This window comes from Halobacteriovorax sp. HLS (genome assembly GCF_004006665.1).
GTDB lineage: Bacteria > Bdellovibrionota > Bacteriovoracia > Bacteriovoracales > Bacteriovoracaceae > Halobacteriovorax.
The window spans coordinates 496,829-520,523 of the sequence record NZ_QOCL01000009.1; the positions used below are offsets into that span (position 1 = coordinate 496,829).

Genomic DNA, 23,695 nt, shown 5'->3' on the forward strand with positions numbered 1-23,695 from the left:
TTTGCCTCAGTGATGTATACTAGGGATATCAAACTCTTTTTTCGCTATTGCAAAAATCTCTAATACTTTAGTTAATTCTTCAATTGAATGTGATGCCATATAGCTTGTTCTAATTAGGGCCTCTCCCTTCGGAACCGCTGGGGCCACAACTGGAGTGGCGAACACACCCATCTCTCCTAAGAACTTAGTAATCTGCATTGCTTTTAAGTCGTCTCCAACAAATACAGGAATAATTGGAGTTGTTGACTCATAAGTGTAGAAACCAATTTCTTTGAAACCTTTTTGCATGAAATCAACATTTCTCCAAAGGTTTTGATGAATAGTTTCATCGGCCAGGATTACTTCTAAACAAGCTCTAACCGTAGCAACGGAAGCCGGTGCCATTGAAGCAGAGAACATAAATGATCTCGCTGTATGTCTAATATAGTCAATATCTGCCTTTGAACCAGAAAGTACTCCACCAATAGAAGCAAATGACTTTGAAAAGGTACCCATGTTAAAGTTAACTTTTTCAGTTACTCCAAAGTGGTCCATTGTTCCACGACCTCTATCTCCCATAACACCAAGGCCATGGGCATCGTCTACATAAACAATCGCTCCGTACTTGTCTGCTAATTCGATTACTTTATCAAGCTTAAGAACTTTACCTGTCATTGAGAAAACACCATCTGCAACAATGATAACATTCTTAAATCTATTTACGTTTGCCGCTAATTGTTCTTCAAGAGACTCCATATCATTGTGTCTATATTTAAATGTTGCACCAAGAGCTAATCTAGAAGCATCAATTAAAGAGGCATGATTTTCAGAATCAAATAGCATACAGTCTCTTGGACCACACATTGCTGAGAGAGCGCCTAGGTTAGTCTGCATTCCTGTTGAAAAAACAAGAGCATCTTCATGACCTAAGTACTGAGCTAATTTCTCTTCAAGCTCTTCATGAATTGATAAGTTACCATTTAAAAATCTAGAACCAGTACAACCTGTTCCATACTTCTCTAATGCCTGAATAGCAGCTTCTTTAACGTGTGGATGGTGAGTAAGACCTAGATAATTGTTAGAGCCGATCATGATCTGATCTTTATTACCGTAAGTAATCACTGTACCTTCAGAAGCTTCAATCGCTCTAAAGAATGGGTAAATATCATGTTGCTTCATCACATTTACTCTATCGATTATCTTAGTATTACTTCCAACAAATTCTCTTGCCATAGATCATCCAAAATTTGAAAGGGTCCGCGATGTCCCTTATTGTGTATTTCATAAATATAGTTCGTCTTTTTAGCTTTTAGGCTAAAAGTAGTCAACGAAATCCTTGATGCAGTGAAATATCTATATATCAGTATTTTTATTGTTATGTAAGGCTAAGTTATTGAAATATGATATTCTTTTACCTTGCAAATAGGTCTCATCCGCAATATTTAAATATAGTGAAAAACTTAATTCTTCTCCTATTTTCTCTTGTTGCTATTGCTGTTGGTATTGGTGGTTACGTCTATTTAAATAAGAAAGAACAGGCGCCAGTAAGTTTTGATCCCTCTCTTGCAATAGATGAAACAAACTTCAAGAGTCCACAGCTAGAAATACCCAAACGTATTTCGGCCTTCAAGCGTTTGGCCCAAAAAAGAAATCATAGTTTCAGGCAATGGTTGTTAGAGAACTTTGAAAAACTTCCACATCGGCTAAAAGAGGTCGCTTTAGAAGAAATTGGCAATTTTGGTGACGATGAAGTGAACTCGTTTCTACTTGTACACCTCGAGGAGACAAAATTTAAGTTAGCTTCTCTTAAAGGACTAGGTAAGATTGAAAACGAGAAGAGGGCAAAGATTTTAGAACAAATTGATATTAGTAGTTATAGTTCTTTGGAACTTAATCAGTTTCATTTCTCAAGCTTTAAAGCAAATATTTATTTTTCTAAAAAAAAGACTTCTCTTTTGTATTTAACAGACAAGGCCAAAGAACTACCCGATGGAGTTGAAAGGGAGAGTATTGTAAATTTTCTTGCTATCTCTGTTCCTAACTTTGAACGCTATCATGAACTGCTCAAAGATCTTATGTTCGCAAGCAGGAGTGCAGTTATTGTAAAGCGATCAATTGTTCACTTGGCCGTCTATGAAACATCTTGGATGAAAATTCAAATGAAAAAAGTGTTTGCTAGTAAAGATGAGTTTCTAATTCGAGCCTACTTAGATCGGGTAGGAGCGGTATGTCCGATCAACTTTTGGAAAATTTTAGATGAGTTCTTTTCATCAAATAAGAAGCTCGCTCTCGATTACGCATTTAAGATGAATACTGCTTTAGCTATACAGTTCATTAATTCTAGGCTTAAGAAGTCTGAAAAACTATACGAGATTTATAAAGAAAGATTTAATGAAAAAGTGAAGTTGTGTTACTGACCGGCGGCCTTTTTACTTTTTAGATTCTTACGAATTTCTTCGGCCCTCGCTTCACCATTAATCGACTTAAAGAGTTCTTCTTCAGTATGTTTAGGTACATCGATAAAGGCAACTCCTACTTTGAAATTGCCAGTCAGCTCACCGTCACGGTCTTTATCAGGCCATGTTTTCGCTATCTTTGCTTGAGGAATACTAAACTTGTCTCTATTAAGTCGTAGCATACAGTCATCAAATATAGTTCCTTCTGGTAGGTCCTTTACTTCTTCCTCAGTAACTGTAAACGAAGTTCCGCCGGCTGAAATATCATGCCCATCGTAAACTTTATCATTTATTTTGAATTGAACAGCGACAAAAGGTCCTGCGTTTAATCTGTAATTTGATCTTTGTTGAGATCGATAAACATCATTATTTACTTTGAGACTATAATTCTTTGTTTCAGAATCATACTTTAGTGTACTGTAGCTGAAGTATTGAAATTTATTGTAGTTAATTTTTAAATAAACTTCTTTATCGGTTAACTTTGACTTACCAAGTTTAGAGAGAAAACCTCCCTTTACTTTCATGGATATAGTATTTTGATCACTCACATATTCGTATAATTCAAACTCTTCTAATTGATCTTCCTTTTGGCCTTGACACCATAGGTAAATAGTCAACGCTTCTTTGGCGCAGTTTTCAAATACTGAGCTAACCTCAGTAGGCTCAACGATAGAAAAGTAATGTTTTTTATTCGCGTCTTTAATAGTCATTTTCTAGTTAAAAATTCTTTATATATATATTTTAATCAAATATTTACTTTTTAGGAAGAAAGGAAGATTTTTCAGCTACTTAGGTTTTCTTGTCTATGGAGAAATAGTGACAAATGCCAAGAAAAAGGTGTAATTATAGGCAAATACACTTTAAAAAGAGGATTTCTCATGAAAGACGCGGCTCCGCAAACTATATATTTGAAAGATTACAAGCAATCAGACTATTTAATCTCTGATATTCACTTAACATTTGATTTAGATGATACAAAAACTCAAGTAATCTCTGTTATGAAGGTCAAAGCAAATTATGATTACTTACAGGGATCAAGAGAGCTTTTTTTAAATGGAGAAGAGCTTGTTTTAAAAAAGATTCTTATTAATAAAGTAGAGCTTAGTAATTCTCAATATGAATTAGTTGAAGAGGGATTAATTATAAAAGAAGTTCCTGCTGAGTTCGAACTTGAGATTCACAATGAAATAAACCCGCAAGAAAATAAGGCCCTAGATGGTCTTTATAAATCTGGAACAATCTTTTGTACTCAGAATGAACCAGAAGGTTTTAGAAGAATTACTTACTTTATAGATCGTCCTGATATTATGGCCGTTTATACGACTAAGGTAATAGCGAATAAGTTACTCTATCCAATACTTCTTTCTAATGGAAACCCAATTGCTTCTGGTGACTTAGAAGATGGTAAGCACTTTGTAGAGTGGTTGGATCCATTTCCAAAGCCATCATATCTGTATGCTCTTGTTGCTGGAGATCTTGGACTTGTAAAAGATGAATTTACGACAATGACGGGACGTAAGATTGCTCTTGAAATTTACGTAGATAAAGGAAATGAGTCTAAGTGTGATCATGCTATGAAGAGTTTAATTAACTCTATGAAATGGGATGAGCAAGTATATGGCAGAGAGTATGATCTCGATATATATATGATTGTTGCAGTAGATGCTTTCAATATGGGAGCAATGGAAAATAAGGGATTGAATATCTTTAACTCTGCTTATGTTCTAGCAAAGCCTGAAACAGCGACTGATGATAATTTTGCAGGAATTGAAGCTGTTATTGGTCACGAGTATTTCCACAACTGGACAGGAAATAGAATAACTTGTCGTGATTGGTTTCAATTAACTCTTAAAGAAGGTCTTACTGTTTTTAGAGATCAAGAGTTTTCTTCAGATTTAAACTCTAGAATAGTAAATAGAATTTCAAATGTGAAAACGCTTAAGTCTAGACAGTTTGTCGAAGATGCTGGACCTACGGCCCACCCGATTAAACCAAGTAGTTATATTGAAATAAATAACTTCTATACAATGACTATTTATGAAAAAGGAAGTGAGATCATTCGTATGATTCACACTCTATTAGGAAAAGAAGGCTTTAGAAAAGGTACTGATAAGTACTTTGAACTTTTTGATGGACAAGCTGTTACGACTGAAGACTTCTTACATGCTATGAGTATTGCAAATGATAATTATGACTTCTCTCAATTTTCAAATTGGTACCATCAAGCTGGAACTCCTGTTATAGATATCAAAACGTCCTACGATCAAAGCGCTAAAGAGTTCTCGATAACTCTGGGACAGTCTTGTCCAGCTACTCCAGGACAGGCCACTAAAAAGCCTTACCATATGCCGTTTGGTGTCGGTTTAGTTGATAAGCAAGGAAATGATATTACTCTCAAACTTAAGGACTGTAAGAGTGAGCAGCCTCAACTTGAACAGAATATACTTCATCTTACTAAAGAAGTTGAAACATTTACTTTTTCAGGTGTTGAGCAAGAACCTGTACCATCTTTAAACAGAGGGTTTACTGCACCTGTTTTACTTAAGACGGATAGGGGACTTGGGGATTATGTCTTTTTAATGGCCAATGACTCTGACGAGTTTAATCGTTACGAATCTGCACAAGCTCTGGCCAAGTCACTTATGAATTGCCTAGTTACAGATGAGCAAAATCAGCAAGAGCTAAAGCTTGATCTGCCGTATGTAGAAGCTTTTGGAAAAATGCTAGCAGATGAAACAATTGATAATGCTTTTAAGGCCCTCGCAATTACTATCCCAAGTGAAGGTGATCTACTGCAAATGCAAGAAATTGTTGACTATGAAAGTACCCATAAAGTTAGAAATTTTGTAATTAAGACTTTGGCAAATACGCACAAAGATCTCTTTGAAAAAATATATCATAAACTAAATGTTAAAGAAGAATACTCTCTTACTCCACAAGCAATGGGAGCGAGAGATCTTAAGAGTGCAGTTCTCGGTTTCTTAATGGCAACTGGTGAGCAGAAGTACGATAAACTGTGTTTTGAGCAATTTGATAGCTCAACGAATATGACTGATGAATATGCATCACTTGTCTTATTGGCTGACGGTAACTCTTCTTATAAGGATGAAGCTGTAAGTTCATTCTACAAGAAGTGGAAGCATGAAACTTTAGTTATGCAAAAGTGGTTAACTGCTCAGGCCAGCTCATCAGCTGAAGGGACTTTTGAAAGAGTACAAGAGCTTTTAAATAATGAAGTCTATGATAAATCTGTACCTAATCTTGTAAGGTCTTTAGTATCAGTTTTTGCAGCTAACTTAACTGAGTTCAATCATAGCTCCGGAAGAGGTTATAAGTTTATAGCTGACCAAATTATTGAGATAGACAAGATTAATCCGCAAATGGCCTCGAGATTATCTAGTGCCTTTAAAGACTATAAGAGGCTACCTGCTCATCTAAAGGGTCTAGTGAAGGTTGAGCTAGATAGAATCCTCAGTGTTGAAGGATTGTCTCGTAATGTTTATGAGATTTTATCTAAAACTAATTCTATCTAAAATAAAATAGCACGTTGTAGGTCTTCTATAACGTGCTGAAATTATATTAAATTTACTCATATTTACTACTATTAAAGCTTTACCTAGAAGTTGATACGAACTAATATTGCTTATGAAAAAAATTACTTTAGTCATATTCTTCTTTTGCTCAATATTGCCAAGCTTCTCAAAGGAGAAGCTTGTTCTTGGGACTTTTATCATTCCTCGCTATATTCAATCTTCTACAAAGGGTGAGTTCATTGAGCTCACAAAAGAAATCTCTAAGCTTTCTAATATGGATATTGAGATAAAAATACTTCCACCTAAAAGAACATTGCTCGCCTTTACTCAAAATGAGATCGATGGTTATTTCCCTGCACTAGATGCCTTACAACATGGAAAAGTAAATAAGACCTCTGACTTCTACATAAAAGAAGATTTCATCTTCGAAAGAAAATTAAGTTCTTATAAGAAATTAAAAACTAAAGTAAGAGTTTGTCTAACGAGAGGCTACCCTTACCATCGTAAAGTGTTAAATAACAAAGACTGGGTTATTTCCTATGCTAGTTCGGATGAAAACTGCATTGAACTTGTAAATTTAAATCGGGCAGATATCTTTATTGGAGAAGAGATTACGGGTCTTGCTGCAATTAAGAATTTAAACCTATCTAATAAAATTACGTATAATAAATTTACTCCAATATCTGAACAAAGTGTTTACTTTGCTTTTCCTGATAATGAAGTTGGAAAAAAAAGAAGCGCTGCCTTCGATAAAGCATTAAAGAAAATTATAATGTCAGGTAAGTATAATAAGTTGTTTCATTTAAAGGAAAAAAAATAGTGGATAAGTTAAATAGTCAAAGCTCGAAAGAAGACTTAGAAAAATTAAAAGTTGAGATGGAAACGAAAGCGCGTGTCTCTCTTAATGAAGAAGGTTTAAATGGTCTTCTTGTTTTTACACTAGATAACTTTGCCTATAGGTACCTCGAAACTTCAAGTTGTACTGACATACACTCTCAAAAAAAATCTGATCATCACTTCTATGTTGAAAGTGAAGATACTGATGTGATGAGTATATTAAAAACTAAAGACCCAATCGCTAAGCCGGCTTTAATTCAATTAGCAAAGAAATTTTCTTCTACTAAAGGAGTAGGCATAAAAGTAAAGTATGAGCTTCATTGTAGATTCACTGAGCTTAATTCTGATAATACTGGTGAGCTTGAGTGCTTTTCAATAATCAATTGGAATAGTGATCAGAACTTTAAAGTTGAAGAGGGTCTGCATGTTAAAAAATCTTCAAAACTTAAATTTTCTGACCCTCTTATTTTAAGAAATAAATTGGCTCTTCTATTAGAAGAAGTTTGCGAGATTTTCTAGAAGCTAGTTCTAATAATAAGATCCGTTTCATTAACTTTTTGTTCAATATTAGTGAGCCTCTTTTTCAAGGCCTTAACATTTTGAAACTTTACTTTTTCTACAGTTAACCCATTTCCAGAATAGGTATCTGAAGCGTCCTCTGTACAAAAACCTATTGTAGAGTCAGCAAGAACCTTAGCTTGGCCAGCGACTTGTAAGACCTTCTTACCTTCTGCGTGCTCCTCTAGTAAAGAGAAAGAGAGCGTCGTTAAGTCGCTCAAAGTTGACTTGAGAGAACCTAGGTTAAAGCAAGTTGCAGATAGTGCATTCTTAGAGATATCGTCTTGTATGGTTTGTACTTTTATGATGGCCGTTTGCGATTGACCTTCAATCGTCGGTATTAGTTCTATCGCTTGTACGTTTGAACTCATTATCATTAGTGTCACAAGGAAACTTTTCATAATAAACTCCTGTTTCATTTATATGAATGACGCGATGTTGTACAACTAGCTTCAATGTGGCCGTACAATTGTAAAAAAGTTATGGGATATAACTATCTGAAATTATATAAAAACAGGCGAATCTCTTCGCCTGTGATTAAGAAATTATGAGTGGAGAATTGATTTTCCATCTGACTTAAGGTCACGACAGGCCTGTTCAATTCTAGCAGTCATTGTCTTTTCTGCGGCCTTCATCCATGCTCTTGGATCGTAGAAGCTCTTATTTCCAACTTCACCGTCGATCTTTAACATAGAGTCATAATTTTTGAACATATGATCAACAACACCCTTTGAATAAGCGTATTGAGTATCAGTATCAATATTCATTTTCACAACACCATAACCAAGTGTTTCGTGAATTTCACTTAACTCTGAACCAGAACCTCCGTGAAATACGAGCCAGTTGGCAGCTTCTTCACCAAATTCTTTTACAACTGCTGCTTGTCCATTTTTAAGGATCTCTGGACGTAGCTTTACGTTACCAGGCTTATAAACACCATGAACATTTCCAAAAGTTGCAGCATACATAAACTTACCGACTGGTCTTAGTGCTTTTGCAACTTGAACCATCTCTTCAGGAGAAGTGTAGAGTTTATCAGCTGGAGTATCTTCATTGTTAACTCCGTCTTCTTCTCCACCAACAACACCAGTTTCAATTTCTAAAATGATTTCATTTTTTGCACATCTTTCTAATAGTTCCTTAGATACTCTTATATTTTCTTCAAGAGGAAGCTCAGAACCGTCATACATATGAGAGTTGAAAAGGTTTGGCTCACCCTTAGCTCTTCTTTTTTCAGTCTCTTCAATTAGAGGAATCATAAAACCATCTACTTTATTAGGATGGCAGTGATCTGTGTGAAGCGCGATTAGGACATTATATTTCTGGGCCATTAAATGAACGTGTTGAGCAATTGAGATTGCTCCGAGGGCCATATCTTTTACAGATTGACCTGAGGCAAATTGTCCTCCACCAGTTGATACTTGGATGATTCCATCTGATTTCATATTAGCAAATGCTTCTAGGGCAGCATTGGCCGTAGAGGTTGAAGTAACGTTAATGGCAGGGTAGGCAAAACCACCTTTTTTCGCTCTATCAAGCATCGTACAGTATTGTTCATAATTAGCTACAGGCATATTTACTCCTTTTATGGATTAATTAATCATTAGATTGGTCTAACATTAAAGCTTAATTATTCTAATCTTTCACCATGCAATGTGTATAAAAACACTCGGTTTGTGCCGTGCGCATATGCGACAATTGTTTTCAAATCCCTAAAAGTATGTTTAATTAGCCTTTCGCAAATACAAAAATAAATATAGATCCCTAGAGGAAAGTTATGCTTAAGAAAACAGAATTAAAGTATTCACTGAAAAAAACAGACAAAGCGACCCTTCAACAGTGGTACACGCTGATGACAGTGGGAAGATTAGTTGATCTTCGTGCTCCTAATTACTTAAAGCAGGCCATTGGTTGGTCATATCATGCACCTTATGCAGGTCATGATGCTATTCAGTTGGCAATTGGACAGATCTTCACTTTAAATGAAGACCATCTCTTTCCTTATTATAGAGATATGTTAACAGCATTATCAGCAGGTTGTACTGCAGAAGAGCTTATCTTAAACGGTATCTCAAAAGGAACTGACCTAGCTTCTGGTGGTAGACATATGTCGAATCACTTTGCTAAACCAGAGTGGAATATTCACAATGTTTCTTCTTGTACAGGTAACCACACGCTTCATGCTGTTGGTGTTGCTCGTGCGATGAAGAGGTATAATCACACAGGTGTTGCTATTTCTTCGCAAGGAGAGTCATCGGTTTCCGAAGGTTATTGCTACGAAGCGATCAACGGAGCAACTAATGAGAAACTTCCTGTTATTTTTGTTTTTCAAGATAATGGTTACGGAATCTCTGTGCCTAAGAGAGATCAAACGGCAAATGAATTTGTTGCTGACAACTTTACGGGTCTAAAGAACTTAAGAATTATTCACTGTGACGGAAAAGATGTCTTTGATTCAATGAATGCAATGACTGCTGCTAGAGCACATGCTATTGAAAAAAATGAACCAGTTATCGTTCATGCAAAGTGTGTGAGAATGGGAGCACATTCGAACTCAGATAAGCACGAATTATATAGAGATGAAAAAGAGATCGCAGACGCAGTTGCTCAAGATCCGTATGAAGCATTTAAGAAGCAGTTAATAGATAATAAAATTTTTACGAAAAAAGAGCTTGAAGCAATTGATGAAGACTCTAAGAAGACAGTCTTAGAAGCACATTCGGCTGCGATGAAAGCTCCTAATCCAACTCCTGAGTCAATTTATGACTTTGTTCTTCCTGAGCCTCACGTTCCACAGAAGTATGTAGACGGAACTCATAATGAAGAAGGTGAGCCGATGAAGTTCATCGATGCTCTTAATGGACAACTTAAAAAAGAATTCAGACACAATCCAAATACTTTTATCTGGGGGCAAGATATGGCCAATAAAGATAAGGGTGGTATCTTCAATGTTTCGAAGGGAATGCAAGCTGAGTTTGGTAAAGAGAGAGTTTTTAACGGTCCAATTGCGGAGGATTTTATTCTTGGTACGGCCAATGGTTTCTCTCGTTTCAATAAGGACATAAGAGTTGTTGTCGAAGGTGCAGAGTTTGCAGATTACTTCTGGCCTGCAATGGAGCAATATGTAGAATGTTCACATGATTACTGGCGTTCAAATGGTGCATTTGCTCCAAATATCCTGATAAGATTAGCCTCAGGTGGATATATTGGTGGTGGTCTTTATCACTCTCAGAACTTAGAAGGAAACCTTGCTGGTATTCCTGGTGTTAGAATTGTTTGCCCATCATTTGCTGATGATGCCGCAGGTTTAATTAGAACTGCTATGAGAAGTGAAGGTCCTACATTATTCTTAGAGCCGAAGTCTCTTTATAATGCAAAACAAGCAATGACAGTTGTTCCTGAAGACTTTGAAGTTCCTTTTGGAAAAGCGCGAATAAGAAAAGAAGGTAAGGACTTAACAATCGTTACTTATGGAAATACTGTTCATCACTGTCTTGAAGCGGCACAAACGCTTACAAGTGAAGGATATGATGTCGAGGTTATTGATTTAAGATCAATCGCTCCTCTAGATGAAGAGACTATCCTTAACTCTGTTAAGAAAACTAATAGATGTGTAGTTGTCCATGAAGATAAGGTCTTTGGTGGATTTGGTGGTGAGATTGTTGCCATGATAAATGAAAAAGGGTTTGAAGACCTTGATGCTCCAGTTAAAAGAATTGGATCAACATTTACTCCGGTAGGTTTCAATAGAATTCTAGAAAAGGCCGTTCTACCAAATGTAGATAGAGTTTTAACTGGAATTAGAGAAGCTCTAGCTTACTAATAATTATTAAGCGCTCACAAAGTGAGCGCTTTTTTTTTCCTAAATTAAATTATCTAAGTGTTCGATTTATAATTATCTTTTTATTTTTGAGTTAAAGTAAATACGCCGTCCCAGTCTGCAGGCGGAGGATTTTCTTTAAACTGTGTACATCTTTCGAGATATATTTTTGAAGGGTTCTTCTTTTCCTTAAGTAGGGGAAACCTTCTTAGCTCTAAATCTAGAGTTTGGTTAAAGTAGTCTATCGCCATATCCCACTGTTGGTTCTTATAATGAATGAGACCTTTATGGAATAACTCTTGTAGCTGAATTAATAGTTCCGATGCATCTTCTCTAAGATCTAGTAATTCATAAGTTGTAACTGGCTCAGATTTTCCCACAACACGAATTGTATCGAGTTCTCTAAAGAGAAATTTAGACTTTTCACATTCATTTAAAGTGTATTCTGATAGTTGAGTGAATATTCCATACTGCTTAGCTGCTTCTTCAAGTCTGGCCGCAAGGTTCACAGAATCTCCCATCATTGTATAGTTCATTCTTGAGGCCGAACCCATATTCCCTGTTACAATTTCACCTGTATTAATTCCGATTCTCATTCTCATTTCATGAACGATTGTTGGCCACTTATCTCCTTCGCTGACCCATTTTTCTCTTAGTTTTAAAAGTGCAGCTTGCATTCTTGCTGCAACAACTAGCGCCCTTGTTGCATGATCTTCTAGAGGCATTGGAGCACCAAAGAAGGCTATGATTGCATCTCCTTCATACTTATCGAGAGTACCTTTTTCTTCGAGTAGAATATCGGTCATTACTGTTAAGTATTCATTTAGAAGGTCTACAAGTTGAGTTGCCGACAGAATTTCAGAAAAGGTCGAAAATCCCTGTATGTCTGTAAAGAAGGCCGTTCTAGTTCCACATTCACCACCTAGAGCAGGTTGCTGACCATTGGTGTACATCTCATCAATTAGCTCTGGAGAAATATATGATCCAAAAGCAGATTTAAGAAATGCTTTATCTTTATTAGCTAAGTAAAAATGTAGAAATGTATTCCAGGAATAACTGGAGACAATGGAGAAGAAGCAAAAGAAGAGCTTAACTTCATATCCATCTGGTATTAAGTAGTAAGTATCATAGTAGTAAAGACCCGCAATCAAAACTATAGTTGAAGTAATATCAAGAATAGGGTTTTCAAAGAATTGGATAAGAAGAATTATTAGTGAACCTCCTAGAAGTATTGACCATGATATGAAAGTTGAGTCATTTTGAGGTCTAAAAAATCTTCCTTCTAAGAGCATTTGAGTAAGGTTCATGTGAAAATAAACCCCTGGAAGCATAGAGCTTACTGGAGTATGACGAAGATCATACGCTCCATATGCACTGGCACCTACAAAGACGATTGTATTGCTAAAAACCTCTTTCATTTGTTCGTCGTTATCTGCGGCCTTTACAATATCGGCTATACTTACTCTAGGGAAGTTCTTTTCACTACCAAACCATCTAAGTTTTGTTTCACCTTTATAGTTTAGTTCGAAATCACCTGTTTTTATTTTAAATTTAAATTCACCTGGAGTGAGAAGATTAATCTCTGGAGAGTCTCCCGTGTATTGAGAGTACGCCTCTAGTCCGTAGCTTGGAAGGTATAGGGTATCAATATTACCAACAATTCTATAATGTCTCATTATTCCATCGAGGTCGGCCTCAACTTGAATATGTCCTAGACTTGGCTCCGTTTGTAATAGTTTTTCTATTGGCCATACGGCCTTAGAGACTTTTCCAGGTCTGAGCTCAATGCCTTCTCTCGTTTTTGACTCTAGTATAAAGTTGTAAAGTTGGTCTGGTAGTTCTTCAAATGTTTCTGCGCCTTGAGTGTCTAGAGAGTAGGGAATGATCACCTTATTTCCCGGTATACTTTGAAAGTTAGTGATCGCATTTGCCATTAAATCATCAACAGAGAGCTCGTTACATGACTGACTTTTTTCTGCGAAGAAAACATCAAATGCAATTACCTTTGCGCCAAAATGTCCTAACTTAGTTATTAGTTGTGCCCAGGTCTCTCTGTTGACCGGCCACTGACCTAGCTCCTTTAATGAATAATCATCGATATCTGCCATAACAAGCCTTTTGTCTTGTTTGGACATATCTAGAGTTTTCCTCATTCTAAAGTCGAAGAACCTATCTTCAAAAAATGAAGTATAACCAATGAGGTTCTTAATTTCTGGATCTTCTATTTCTCTTTCTGATAATGAGAAAAACACACTAAGCGAAGAAAAGGAGATAATAAAAATAAATCCCAGATATTTAATTACTTTTGACCACATAATAACGTCCTAGAATTTATACTTTAGCGCGGACGTCGTCACATGCTTTGTATATTGGTAGTCGGATTTTAAAGATGTATTCTTTGTATACTCATAGCTGACTGTAAATTTTAATTTCTTTGTAACTTTCTTAGTGAGCTTAATGACTGGGGTAAAAGTTTTTTCAACTCCTCTGGTTAAGCTCTCTGTAGGATCAACATAGTCTATGAAACTCATAGAGGCGCCCATAAGAAGTGTTATGTTAGGAAATAGAGTAGGGTTTATAAAATCAAATCTTAGCAGAGTCGTATTTGTTGAATTTTTTGGATTATTATAAGTATCCATTGAGTCATATGAAAGTAAGAAAAGTAAGATATTTCCTCTTAGTGTTAAATAGGTTTGATCAGCTGAAAAACCTGTCGTTTTTGCATTCTGATCTTTTGTTTTAGAAATCAGGTCTTTATATTTAACTTTAAAAGTCGTGTCACCCTTAGTAAAATACTTAAACTTTTCTCCTAAAGAGTAGCTCATGTACCTAGAGTAGAATGAGTTTTCATTAGTATCGGCCCTGTACCTTCCACTATAGTTATAGTTAATATCAAAAAGAAGTGAGGCCGGATTGTTAAATAATTTATGTTCGTATGAATTATTTAATCCTGCTCCAAGATCAAAAGAATCTTGTGTTTTAACATTGATTGATTCTCTATTTGTATGTTTTTTGTAATCAAGAGAAGTTTCAGGACTAATGATAAATCTCTTTTTTAAAATCCAATCATAGCTCGCATTCGCTTTTGTTCTAAATATAAATGAATCTTCAAGTGAAGCTGCGGAAGCGGGGAGATCACTTGTTAAAGAGATATTATTATCGTAGCTAAATTGTTGATCAATGGAAGCGTTCCATCTTCTTTGATCAATTCTTCGTCCATTATATAGAAGATTAGGGTCTAGGCCGAATTCTTTTTCAATTTCTTTTTTTCTGTTGAAAATCTCACCACTGAGTGAACTTGACTTATCAACTTTAAGGGCCAAGTCCATTTGTGGGAGTACAAATTTTTCAACTAATCTTTCTGTTTCGGCCTTTGTTCTGGCCATTGAAAGGAGTACTTCAGCAAGTTGAAACCTCGCAACTTGTAAAAGAGCGGTATCATTATTCTTCGATTTAATCAGCTTGACGTAGCTGGCCTTCGCTTGCTTATACTCTTCCAGGATTTGCGAGATATGTGCAACATAGTAAAGGGAAGACTCTTGCTTGTAATTTAGTTTATATGATTTTGAAAATGCAATTCTAGATTTAGTGAGTTCATTATTTGCATATAATGCTTGGCCAAACTCGTAATATAAATCAGTCGCCCTGGAGCCTAGTTTAATTGCAGTTCTAAAGTGAGAAATTGCTAGGTCATAGGAGTGAATACGATTATATGAAAGAGCTAGTAGGTAGTGCTTTGTTATGAGCGAGTTTTTTTGAGTATGGCTTAGTTTTTCGAGATTACTTATTACGTTCTTGTATTGCCCTTCTTTAAAGTCTAGGAGTGCATCCTTAATTTTTGAAGATGTGTCTGCAAAGCTAGTACTCGAAAGTAGAAGTGAAATAAATAAAGATTTATTGAGTATTCTCATAGGGTCAAGTCCATTTAACCAATAGAATTGAGCTCATAATGAGCTCAAAGTATCTGATAATATTAGATTATATTATAACTAAAAATGACTTATTTTGAATCAATTAATTAATATTGAATTTTACCCGAGTGCTATTGTTGAGTATATCGTTTCTCGCATCTGTTGCGTCTTCGATATTTGAGTCTATTTCATCTTTTATCTCATCAAGGTCTACTTCTCCTTCGTCGTATCCATCGTCACTTTGATTATAGCTTTCATTGTAATCATAGTCTTGAGCAGTATTATCGTCATAGTCCATCTTTGGAGCAATAGGTTGGTCAAGTTTTGGATCGATTGGCTTATTAATAGGGCCATCATCATCGTCTGTACTTGCAGGAGCTCTTTGCTTTGAATCTTCTAGCGCAATAAATTTCCCGTCATGAGTAAGCTGGTACTCAGGATGATGAAAGTCTCCAGTCGAAGGATGAAACCCTCCCATATCTGACGGAGGAATATAGGTTTGTGTTACAGCATCAAATGCTGAACCTGGTGGAGGTGGAATATATTGGGCCGTATTAAGGTCTATAAAACCACCTGCTGCAGGTGCTATTTCACCTGTTACTTTATTAACCATTCCCTCTGGAGGGGCAGTGTTCACAGAATTAGTCTTAGTTACTTTTTCTAAAACTTCTTTAGTTTCTTTATAACCGATAGTCTTTTGAACTTGGTCTTCGACTTTAGAGTGATTAGAGAATTTCTTAGCATCAACTCCTGGAGGAATTACATTTCTAAACTTCTTCTTTGGTTGAATTGGAGCAGTATTAGTTTGATCTTTTAGAGTAGTAGGTCCATCACTTGACTTCATGGTTTCAAGTTGAGCTGGATTAATTTTTACAGGAATAGTTGCTCTATCTGTTTTTCCTGGAGCAACTCCAGAGAATTGACCTTTTGTTACAATTACGGCCGTATCTCCAGAGACAATCCTCTCAAGAGAGCTTTGTGTTTCTCTAATATTTCTTACCGATTCATTAATTTGGGCCATTGCAACGGCACCTGAGAAAGTAATTAGAGCAGTATTTTCATTAAGAGGATTATAAGTTACAAGAAAGTCTGTTCCTCTTACACCCATGGCAGCCGTCTTCGTTTTAATGAAGAGTTTTGATTTATCTTTATCTTTAATATCTAAGTAGTTCTTAGTTACTTTCGATCTTAGAGATCCTTTCATTAGGGTAATGATTCCGGCCTTATTCTTTGGAAATTTACTGATAACCATTTCCGACTTTGGACCGAGGTTCATCTGAGATTTATCAATGAATAGAAGTTTAACAAAAGACTTACTTTGAGTTTTAACTAGTAATCCTTCTTTTACCCATGAGCCTTTCTTAAGAGGAGTTAATTCTTTAGTTTTAGGGTTTTCTACTAGAACTTTCCCTTTCAAGATAATTGCTTTTGCCACACCTTTGCTTTGTGCAAATATATTTGTATTTATACTAAATATAAGAGTCAAGGTTAGTAGTAGTTTTAGCAATTTAGTCATTCGTAGGTCCCATTAACAATAAACAGTTTTCGTATATCTTTTCGTCTATTATAGGATGAAACTTGAGATTCTTTGTTTATGAGAAAATGAGTAGGCCAACTAGTTGAAAGTTAGTTGGCCTATAAAAAGGACTGAGTACTATTCTTGTCAGTCTTATAGAGCTTTGAGTAGGTCTTCTGGAGGTCTTCCTATAGCTACTTTGCTACCATTTACGAGTATTGGTCGTTCTAGTAATACAGGATTTTCACTAATAATCTTTGCCCATTTAGTGTTACTAAGCTCATCATTCTTAGAGAGGCCTAGTTCTTTGAAAGTGGCCTCTTTCACTCGGATAAGCCCTTGAAGTGGGTTGATTCCTAGATCTTTTATTATAGAACTAACTTCTTTTTGAGCTAGGCCTTCTTTTAAGTACTCTTTAATTTCGAAGTCTACGCCCTTGGTATTTAAAAGTTCTAAACCTTGTCTCGATTTGCTACATCTTGGATTGTGATAATAAATCATTGTAATCTCCTAAAATAAAACGATTCCCATACTGATCATAAAAGTTTCTGCTCCAACGTCATTTTCTTTTGTCTGGGAACTTAGAATATTTGTCTTGGTTGGGTCAGTTGTGTCAACTAGGTACGACTTAACAGAGTATAAACTGAAGTATGAAATTTCAATATAAACTGGATGCATCTCTTTTAGCTCGAGGTGCTCTTCAAATCCTAGGCTCACTCCCCATCCGACAGAGTCATAGGTGAGTTTAAATTTATTACCTTGAAATGGACCCGTTGAAATAAACTCTTTTAAGCGTACTGTTTGCTGTGAAAAGATTGGACTAACTCCTGCAGCGATTCTCCAGCTATTCAGTGGCTCCCAAGGAATGAAATATTTTAGGGTAGGGTAGACCATTAGGTTTTGATAATTACCACTTCCAGTGAATTTATTATCATTAACTTTAAAGGAGAGATCATTTACTTTACCAAAGAAAATTGTAGAAGAAGCAGATAGTTCATAGCGCTTCCATCTATAACCTACGTGAGTATTAAAACCATATGATCCAAAGTAGTTGTGAGCAGCAATTTCTTTATCATCATCCCCTGGCTCTATTTCAAAAGTACCAATTCTACCTACACCCATATTTATACCGGCCTTAAGGTAGATATCATTTTCAAATGCGAACGTATGAACTGAGATAACGAATGAAAGAATAAAAAATAAACTCTTCATTAAAAATCCATATAAAAGTTGAGTCCAACTTTCCCTTTGAGATCATAAGATGGTGTAAGCATCATCTTACCTTCGTAAAACCAAAAAAGCGTAGAGGGGTTAATGATGTGTCCAAAGACTCTTCCAAACATATTTCCGGTATTAAGTAAGTAAAGTGAGAATGTCTCTATTCCAAGCCCTAGAACCGAACCAAGAATTGGTGTTTGATAGAGGTCTTGAATACTGGCTGGCTCTGTATAAATTTCAACTGTGAACTCAAAAAGGGTAGAAGAGATCATAGTCATCGCGAGGGAATGAGTTCTTGAATAGCCATTGGCCCGATAATAGAGAAAGAGTTGAGATCCAGTATATGGATGGACAATCCAATTCCAAAAAGGTTCATCCTGATCAAAGACAATTTTTCCAAAGTTTTCTTTATAACGATCAAAGCTCCCTTCATTCTTGAAGGTGTGTATTTGAGTAAGTGGGTAGACAAACCAAGAGGCGGCATAGATTCCTCCAATATGTTTGAAGTTCTCTGCTGTCGTGTGATCTCTGTCTACATAAGTATAAAAATACTTACTTTCGCGTCTCGCCGAGTAGGTATTTATACTTAAAAGAATTGCGCTTAGTAATAATACTAATTTTATAATATTTTTCATTAAAACTGTCTTTATATGTTCTACTCTTATTGATATCATGTGCCGACTAAATATTAAACAACTATGGTGAAAAATGCTTGAACAATTAAAAGATGAATTTGTTAAACATGTTCGCGGCTTACAGGATGAAATAACTGCAAAAATGCACGAAATTGACGCTAAATTAGAGCTTCAAGAGGATTTGTGGGAAAGAGAGGATTATGAGTCAAACCCTGGGGGAGGAGGTATTACACGTGCCTTTACGGGGGATATCTTTGAAAATGCAGGGGTTAATACATCTGTCGTTCATGGGGCAATTTCGCCAGAATTTGCTAAGAAGATTGGAAGTAGTGATGCCAGAATGTGGGCCAGCGGTATTTCTTTGATTATTCATCCAAAGAATCCAAAAGTTCCGACTTGTCATGCGAACTTTAGAATGATTCAGGCCGGGGATAAGTTCTGGTTCGGTGGAGGGGCAGATTTGACTCCTTTTTACCCAATTGAAGAAGATTTTGAGTACTTTCATGGTGTGTGGAAAGAAGCATGTGACCCTTACGGTATTTATCAAGAGTTCAAAGATAAGTGTGATGATTACTTTGTAAATAAGCACAGAAATAATGAAATGCGTGGAGTGGGAGGAATCTTCTTTGATCACTATAATACTGGTGATACTGAGGCCGACTTTAAAATGGTCAAAGATTTGTCTAATCAGTTCATAAGATCTTATTTTCCAATTGTAGAGAAGAGATTGAATGAAAAATTCGATTCAGAAGATGAGGACTTCCAACTTCATAGAAGAGGAAGATATGTAGAGTTTAATCTGTTGCACGATCGTGGAACAATGTTTGGTCTTCAATCTAATGGACGAACTGATTCTATTTTAATTTCTCTACCTGCAAGAGTGAAATATTCTTATAGGTATGCTCCTAAGAAAGGTTCGGCCCATGAGAAAATGATGGAGTATTATTTCCCGAAGGCATGGGTTTAGGCTTCTTATAATCTAGGAGATGAGGTCGAAATAAAAAAGGCCCACTATAAAAGTGGGCCCTTATAATACTTACTAGATATTTCTAGTATCTCTTTTGTGCTTTTTTAAGAAGTTTTTTCCACTTACCTTTAATGTCTAGCATAAGTAGTACACCACCATTTTCACCGTCTTGGTCATTACCAACTACAGAAACAGTTCCTGCTCTTTTCTCAGAGATATAGTATCTGAAAGAAAGGATAGAGTTTTCAACATTTAAGTTTACTGGAACGAAGATACCAAATACTTCTGGCCCAACATAAACGCTCATGTTGTTAAATTTTTCGATACTAAATGCAACCGCTGGTAATGATCCTGAAACAACTCCTGGAAGTGGTCTACCACCTGGAAGTTTCTGTGGATCAAGTCCGTAAAGGTCATCGTTGAACATGTCATCAATTGAAATTGAAACTGACATTAATGTTCCGTCTGATTGAAGATCCGGTGAGATTTCAATATATGAATTTGGGTATTTTGGAATGTTGTATCTAAGTCCACCATCAAGTTGAACATTTTCTAAGACCATAGAGATCATTAGATTGTCCTCAAGTAGAGTTACATTTGGTCCATCAACACCATCAATTTTTACGTTTGAGTTTTTTCCATTACATGCAGTAAAAGAAAGGAGTCCGACAATTGTTAATAATAAGAGAGTGTATCTCTTTAGTAGAGAAGTTGAATTCATTTAATCCTCCAATGAATAATATTTCGTGCTTGAAATAACTATCGGAAAAAAATTCCCCTCCATTAGGAAAACTTTGCTTTTTTTATTTACTGTTGATCAGACTAATCAAGTACTGAGCTTAAGTAGCTTGAATAAGAAATGAGCGAAGGCAAGGAAATTGCCTTCGCTCGAAACTGATAAGAAAGAAAAGATATAGGCAATATATCTTGGCCCATATTTAAGATGATTTGAGATTTGTGATTTTGTTCAAAAGAACTTCTTCACTATCTATTTGGATACCCAACTCTTCTAGAAGTTCAAGTTTTTCACTTATCTTTTGCTCTAACTCATGAAGTTCAAAGAGTAGGTCAAGTCGTCCGCGAATAATCATGTTTATCTCCTAGAAATAAAGTTTGATATGTAAAACAATTATATGCCTTATTATACTTAAGTCAAGATAAAAAAAAGCACTAATAAAATTAGTGCTATTTTTATAGTAAATGTGAATAATTTTAATAGCTTGGGGCTATGTAGACATCAATCTCAGGATGATACTCATCTCTTAGTATTCCTTTAATTGCTTCAAGAGTACCAGTTGTCGAAGATGGACAAGTACCACAAGCACCTTGATATTGAACAAGGAGAATATTGTCTTCTAGTGAAATTGTTTGGATATCACCACCATCTCCTTGGAGCCCTGGGCGTATTGTCTTATCTAAGATCTCTTCGATCTTAGTTAATTCAGGAGAAAGAGACCTTCTTCTTTCTGCTTCAGGATCAGGGTCAAAGTAGTCAGGATTATGATTAGGGTATTCGGCCTTAATGAAGTCTATTATATTTGGCTCCATAGCATCCCAGTCTTCATAACCAAATTTTGTTATCGTAATAACGTTGTCGTAGAAGTGAAGTTGGTCAACACCACGAACAGTGAAAAGAGTCATTGCTAAGTTGTTTTCACCACACTCCATAGGAGATCTGTAGCTTGAGTTTCCTTCTTTCTTTACAGGCTTATCCAAAATAAACTTAAGAGCATTTGGGTTTGGCGTAGGCTGGATCATGATTTCCAGGTTTTCCATAAATTCTTCCTTTATATTATAAAAATTCTTTCGTTTTAATTATTCCAGCAACTAGCTGATCTACTTCAGACATGGTGTTGTAAATCGAAAAAGAAGCTCGTGTTGTAGCAGGTATATTAAAGCGTTTCATCAGAGGTTGAGTGCAATGATGACCCGTTCTTACAGCGATACCCTGTCTATCTAATAAAGTTCCTATATCATGAGGATGAGCACCATCAATTGTAAAAGACACAACTGATGCTTTATGCTTTGCTGTTCCAATAATCTTAAGTCCTTCTATTTTTGAAACCTCTTCTGTGGCATAGCTAAGCAGTTTATGCTCCCATGCTTTTATCTGCTCTAGTCCGATTGATTCAATATACTTGACGGCAGCATCTAGAGCAATAACTCCTGCTATATGAGGAGTACCTGCTTCAAATTTATGAGGGAGAGTATTGTAAGTCGTTTTTTCAAAACTAACGATATCGATCATATCTCCACCACCTTGGTAGGGAGGCATTTTATTTAATACCTCTTCTTTTCCGTAAAGAACTCCAACCCCTGTTGGTCCAAACATTTTGTGAGAGCTAAATGCTAGGAAGTCGCAGTCGAGATCTTGCACATCAACTTTTTCGTGAGCGATAGACTGGGCCGCATCCACGAAGTAAATCGCTCCGTAGTCATGGGCGAGTTTAATCATTTCTTTTATTGGATTAATTGTTCCTAGAGAGTTTGAAATATGGTTTGTTGAAACAATTTTAACTTTCTCATTAAGTAGAGATTTGTAGGCCTGTTGGTCAATTTCGCCTAAGTCATTTATTGGAATTTCGATAACTTTTGCACCAGTAATTTCTGCGATCATTTGCCAAGGAACAATATTGCTATGATGTTCTAGGGTACTTAGAAGGATTTCATCACCAGCTTTTAAAAACTCTCTGGCGTAGCATTGGGCCACTAAATTAATTGATTCAGTGGTTCCTTTAGTGAAGAGTACTTCATACTCTTGCTTTGCATTGATAAAGCTTTGTAGAGACTTTCTTGTCTGTTCATACTTAATAGTACCCATTTCACTAAGGTAGTGAACACCTCTATGAATATTAGCGGCCTCATTCGAGTAGTGAGCGTTAATTGACTCTATGACCGGAAGGCACTTAAGAGTACTTGCAGCATTATCTAGATAGATCAATGGCTTGTCATGAACAGTTCTAGAGAGTTCAGGGAAGTCTGCTCGAATTTTATCAATATCAAATATACTCATTATTGACCTTGTTCTAGTGTTTCAAAAACTTCTTTTTCGAATGATTCAAAAAGAATTTCTGAAAGGTAAGTCTCAACTTTTTCGTTATTTACCTTTGCAATTGCTTCAGAACAAAATGCGTGGATTAGAAGCTTTTGTGCTCTTTCTTTTGAGAGACCTCTTGATTGTAGGTAGAAAGCTTCTTCGTCACTCATCTGGCCTACAGTTGCTCCGTGAGCACACTTTACATCATCTGCATAAACCTCAAGTTGAGGTCTCGTGTCTGCATGGGACTTCTTTGAAAGTAAAAGGTTCTTGTTAAGCTGCTCTGAAGAAACCTGTTGAGCATCTCTGCAAACAAGAACTTTTCCTGTGAATACTCCACGCGAGCTACCATTTAAAACACCTTTAAAGAGCTGTGAGCTTTCTGTGTGTGGCTTAATATGTGCAATGAGAGAGAAGTTGTCGCTATGTTGATCACCATTAAGTGCATAGAGACCATCCACACTACAAGTTGCATTTTCTTGTTGTAATCTTACAGTTAGATTATTTCTTGATTTCTTAGCACCTGTTGTAAAAGTGAAAGAGTTAAAATGAGCATCTCTGTGAACATCTGCATTCACACTATTGACGTGAAATGCACTCTTACCATCTATTTGTACTTTAGTATGAGTTAACTTAGCTCCTGCCAGAACTTTGAAATTAGAAACAGCGTTAACATTATACTTAAGCTCATCTGCTCCAGTAAAAACTTCAACTAGTGTACATTCACTAAGTTCTGCAGCTGTTACATGAATTCTTGGGTTTGAGAATTCACCTTCAAAGTCTGATAAGTGAACTAGAGTGATTACGTCATCGCATATATAATTCTTAGGAATTTCTAGTGATATCACTTCATCGCAGCTTGCTCCATTAATACGAGCAAAAATATCTTTCTTGTCATCATTAGCATCTTCTTCGTCTAGTTCGATGAGATTTAATTTAATTTCATCTGGAAGAAAGGAGTCTGCCACGGAGACTTTTCCATTAAGTGTGACAATTTGATACTTACCTACAACTTTGACATCTTTTAAAATAGTAGTCTTACTTACTTTTTTATAATTCGTAGGAAGTACATCTGTTAGTTTTGTGTAAATCCAATCTTCCATTTTTGTATGAGGAAGACCGATTTCTTTAAAAAGCTCTAGTGATGACTTTTGCGAAGAAGTTTTCGCAATTGCTTCTAGATCACTTATATAGTTATTTGTTATTTCATTTATATTCATGTGAATAC

At 36.0% G+C, this 23,695-nt stretch carries 21 protein-coding genes; 6 read left to right on the forward strand and 15 right to left on the reverse strand.

The genetic code is table 11. The features are described 5' to 3' along the window. Positions 1-6 precede the first annotated feature (6 nt). A complete protein-coding gene (locus DPQ89_RS12050; protein WP_127717234.1) occupies positions 7-1,212 on the reverse strand; it encodes an aminotransferase class I/II-fold pyridoxal phosphate-dependent enzyme in 1,206 nt (401 codons plus the stop codon). Positions 1,213-1,430: 218 nt separating this feature from the next. Between DPQ89_RS12050 and DPQ89_RS12055 the strand changes: the two genes are divergently transcribed. Further along, a complete protein-coding gene (locus DPQ89_RS12055; RefSeq protein WP_127717236.1) occupies positions 1,431-2,396 on the forward strand; it encodes a hypothetical protein in 966 nt (321 codons plus the stop codon). On the opposite strand, the gene DPQ89_RS12060 is transcribed toward DPQ89_RS12055, so the two are convergent. Further along, positions 2,390-3,145 (reverse strand): PilZ domain-containing protein, encoded by a 756-nt coding sequence (locus DPQ89_RS12060; RefSeq protein ID WP_127717238.1) that lies wholly within the window; start codon positions 3,143-3,145, stop codon positions 2,390-2,392. The genes DPQ89_RS12055 and DPQ89_RS12060 overlap by 7 nt on opposite strands. Before the next feature lie 168 nt (positions 3,146-3,313). On the opposite strand from DPQ89_RS12060, the gene pepN reads away from it, so the two are divergent. The 3 genes from pepN (at position 3,314) to DPQ89_RS12075 (ending at position 7,324) form a co-directional block, all read left to right on the forward strand. Continuing rightward, positions 3,314-5,968 carry an aminopeptidase N gene (pepN, locus tag DPQ89_RS12065; RefSeq protein ID WP_127717239.1) on the forward strand — a complete coding sequence of 885 codons (2,655 nt, stop codon included), beginning with the start codon at positions 3,314-3,316 and terminating at the stop codon, positions 5,966-5,968. A gap of 112 nt (positions 5,969-6,080) precedes the next feature. Next, positions 6,081-6,788: an ABC transporter substrate-binding protein gene (locus tag DPQ89_RS12070; RefSeq protein WP_127717241.1), complete on the forward strand. Its 708-nt coding sequence runs from the start codon at positions 6,081-6,083 to the stop codon at positions 6,786-6,788. Continuing rightward, positions 6,788-7,324 carry a hypothetical protein gene (locus DPQ89_RS12075; protein WP_127717243.1) on the forward strand — a complete coding sequence of 179 codons (537 nt, stop codon included), beginning with the start codon at positions 6,788-6,790 and terminating at the stop codon, positions 7,322-7,324. Before DPQ89_RS12070 ends, DPQ89_RS12075 begins: the two co-directional genes overlap by 1 nt. Here the strand turns inward: DPQ89_RS12075 and DPQ89_RS12080 are convergent. Both DPQ89_RS12080 and fbaA read right to left on the reverse strand, forming a co-directional pair. Beyond that, positions 7,321-7,764, reverse strand: a complete 444-nt coding sequence (locus tag DPQ89_RS12080) for a hypothetical protein (protein WP_127717245.1) — start codon at positions 7,762-7,764, stop codon at positions 7,321-7,323. The two genes, DPQ89_RS12075 and DPQ89_RS12080, sit on opposite strands and share 4 nt — an antisense overlap. Positions 7,765-7,908: 144 nt before the next feature. Beyond that, positions 7,909-8,937, reverse strand: a complete 1,029-nt coding sequence (fbaA, locus tag DPQ89_RS12085) for a class II fructose-bisphosphate aldolase (RefSeq protein ID WP_127717247.1) — start codon at positions 8,935-8,937, stop codon at positions 7,909-7,911. A gap of 203 nt (positions 8,938-9,140) precedes the next feature. Between fbaA and DPQ89_RS12090 the strand changes: the two genes are divergently transcribed. Continuing rightward, positions 9,141-11,186, forward strand: coding sequence for a thiamine pyrophosphate-dependent enzyme (locus tag DPQ89_RS12090; protein ID WP_127717248.1), 2,046 nt, complete (start codon positions 9,141-9,143; stop codon positions 11,184-11,186). A gap of 80 nt (positions 11,187-11,266) precedes the next feature. Here the strand turns inward: DPQ89_RS12090 and DPQ89_RS12095 are convergent, their stop codons facing one another. The 6 genes from DPQ89_RS12095 to DPQ89_RS12120 all read right to left on the reverse strand — a co-directional run bounded on the left by DPQ89_RS12095 (position 11,267) and on the right by DPQ89_RS12120 (position 18,463). After that, positions 11,267-13,498, reverse strand: a complete 2,232-nt coding sequence (locus DPQ89_RS12095; RefSeq protein WP_127717249.1) for an adenylate/guanylate cyclase domain-containing protein — start codon at positions 13,496-13,498, stop codon at positions 11,267-11,269. 9 nt (positions 13,499-13,507) lie between these two features. Next, complete coding sequence (locus DPQ89_RS12100) at positions 13,508-15,094, reverse strand: tetratricopeptide repeat protein (protein ID WP_127717250.1); 1,587 nt, start codon at positions 15,092-15,094, stop codon at positions 13,508-13,510. A 103-nt stretch (positions 15,095-15,197) separates the two neighbouring features. Further along, complete coding sequence (locus tag DPQ89_RS12105; RefSeq protein WP_127717251.1) at positions 15,198-16,610, reverse strand: FecR domain-containing protein; 1,413 nt, start codon at positions 16,608-16,610, stop codon at positions 15,198-15,200. Between the two features lie 153 nt (positions 16,611-16,763). Further along, a complete protein-coding gene (arsC, locus tag DPQ89_RS12110) occupies positions 16,764-17,111 on the reverse strand; it encodes an arsenate reductase (glutaredoxin) (RefSeq protein WP_127717252.1) in 348 nt (115 codons plus the stop codon). A gap of 9 nt (positions 17,112-17,120) precedes the next feature. Continuing rightward, entirely contained in the window at positions 17,121-17,822 is a 702-nt protein-coding gene (locus DPQ89_RS12115) for a hypothetical protein (RefSeq protein ID WP_127717254.1), read from the reverse strand. Further along, positions 17,822-18,463, reverse strand: a complete 642-nt coding sequence (locus DPQ89_RS12120; protein ID WP_164848377.1) for a DUF3943 domain-containing protein — start codon at positions 18,461-18,463, stop codon at positions 17,822-17,824. The genes DPQ89_RS12115 and DPQ89_RS12120 overlap by 1 nt, the downstream gene beginning before the upstream one ends. A 73-nt stretch (positions 18,464-18,536) precedes the next feature. Between DPQ89_RS12120 and hemF the strand changes: the two genes are divergently transcribed. After that, complete coding sequence (gene hemF / locus DPQ89_RS12125; protein ID WP_127717257.1) at positions 18,537-19,430, forward strand: oxygen-dependent coproporphyrinogen oxidase; 894 nt, start codon at positions 18,537-18,539, stop codon at positions 19,428-19,430. Positions 19,431-19,512: 82 nt separating this feature from the next. Here the strand turns inward: hemF and DPQ89_RS12130 are convergent, their stop codons facing one another. The 5 genes from DPQ89_RS12130 to sufD form a co-directional block, all read right to left on the reverse strand. Then, a complete protein-coding gene (locus DPQ89_RS12130) occupies positions 19,513-20,151 on the reverse strand; it encodes a hypothetical protein (protein WP_127717259.1) in 639 nt (212 codons plus the stop codon). Positions 20,152-20,368: 217 nt separating this feature from the next. Then, positions 20,369-20,521, reverse strand: a complete 153-nt coding sequence (locus tag DPQ89_RS18525) for a hypothetical protein (protein ID WP_164848378.1) — start codon at positions 20,519-20,521, stop codon at positions 20,369-20,371. 121 nt (positions 20,522-20,642) lie between these two features. Further along, a complete protein-coding gene (locus DPQ89_RS12135; RefSeq protein WP_241558835.1) occupies positions 20,643-21,206 on the reverse strand; it encodes a NifU family protein in 564 nt (187 codons plus the stop codon). 16 nt (positions 21,207-21,222) lie between these two features. Beyond that, a complete protein-coding gene (locus tag DPQ89_RS12140) occupies positions 21,223-22,443 on the reverse strand; it encodes an aminotransferase class V-fold PLP-dependent enzyme (protein ID WP_127717261.1) in 1,221 nt (406 codons plus the stop codon). Beyond that, positions 22,443-23,687 carry a Fe-S cluster assembly protein SufD gene (sufD, locus tag DPQ89_RS12145; protein WP_127717263.1) on the reverse strand — a complete coding sequence of 415 codons (1,245 nt, stop codon included), beginning with the start codon at positions 23,685-23,687 and terminating at the stop codon, positions 22,443-22,445. Before sufD ends, DPQ89_RS12140 begins: the two co-directional genes overlap by 1 nt. Between the last annotated feature and the right edge of the window lie 8 nt (positions 23,688-23,695).

Bases quoted from the DNA above. Each gene is read 5' to 3' on its own strand.
- sufD (WP_127717263.1), bottom strand. From the start codon at position 23,687: ATGAATATAAATGAAATAACAAATAACTATATAAGTGATCTAGAAGCA.
- pepN (WP_127717239.1), top strand. From the start codon at position 3,314: ATGAAAGACGCGGCTCCGCAAACTATATATTTGAAAGATTACAAGCAA.
- DPQ89_RS12120 (WP_164848377.1), bottom strand. From the start codon at position 18,463: ATGAAAAATATTATAAAATTAGTATTATTACTAAGCGCAATTCTTTTA.
- DPQ89_RS12105 (WP_127717251.1), bottom strand. From the start codon at position 16,610: ATGACTAAATTGCTAAAACTACTACTAACCTTGACTCTTATATTTAGT.
- arsC (WP_127717252.1), bottom strand. From the start codon at position 17,111: ATGATTTATTATCACAATCCAAGATGTAGCAAATCGAGACAAGGTTTA.
- DPQ89_RS12140 (WP_127717261.1), bottom strand. From the start codon at position 22,443: ATGAGTATATTTGATATTGATAAAATTCGAGCAGACTTCCCTGAACTC.
- DPQ89_RS12050 (WP_127717234.1), bottom strand. From the start codon at position 1,212: ATGGCAAGAGAATTTGTTGGAAGTAATACTAAGATAATCGATAGAGTA.
- DPQ89_RS12115 (WP_127717254.1), bottom strand. From the start codon at position 17,822: ATGAAGAGTTTATTTTTTATTCTTTCATTCGTTATCTCAGTTCATACG.
- fbaA (WP_127717247.1), bottom strand. From the start codon at position 8,937: ATGCCTGTAGCTAATTATGAACAATACTGTACGATGCTTGATAGAGCG.
- DPQ89_RS12135 (WP_241558835.1), bottom strand. From the start codon at position 21,206: ATGGAAAACCTGGAAATCATGATCCAGCCTACGCCAAACCCAAATGCT.
- DPQ89_RS12060 (WP_127717238.1), bottom strand. From the start codon at position 3,145: ATGACTATTAAAGACGCGAATAAAAAACATTACTTTTCTATCGTTGAG.
- DPQ89_RS12080 (WP_127717245.1), bottom strand. From the start codon at position 7,764: ATGAAAAGTTTCCTTGTGACACTAATGATAATGAGTTCAAACGTACAA.
- DPQ89_RS12130 (WP_127717259.1), bottom strand. From the start codon at position 20,151: ATGAATTCAACTTCTCTACTAAAGAGATACACTCTCTTATTATTAACA.
- DPQ89_RS12090 (WP_127717248.1), top strand. From the start codon at position 9,141: ATGCTTAAGAAAACAGAATTAAAGTATTCACTGAAAAAAACAGACAAA.
- DPQ89_RS12095 (WP_127717249.1), bottom strand. From the start codon at position 13,498: ATGTGGTCAAAAGTAATTAAATATCTGGGATTTATTTTTATTATCTCC.
- hemF (WP_127717257.1), top strand. From the start codon at position 18,537: ATGCTTGAACAATTAAAAGATGAATTTGTTAAACATGTTCGCGGCTTA.
- DPQ89_RS12070 (WP_127717241.1), top strand. From the start codon at position 6,081: ATGAAAAAAATTACTTTAGTCATATTCTTCTTTTGCTCAATATTGCCA.
- DPQ89_RS12100 (WP_127717250.1), bottom strand. From the start codon at position 15,094: ATGAGAATACTCAATAAATCTTTATTTATTTCACTTCTACTTTCGAGT.
- DPQ89_RS18525 (WP_164848378.1), bottom strand. From the start codon at position 20,521: ATGATTATTCGCGGACGACTTGACCTACTCTTTGAACTTCATGAGTTA.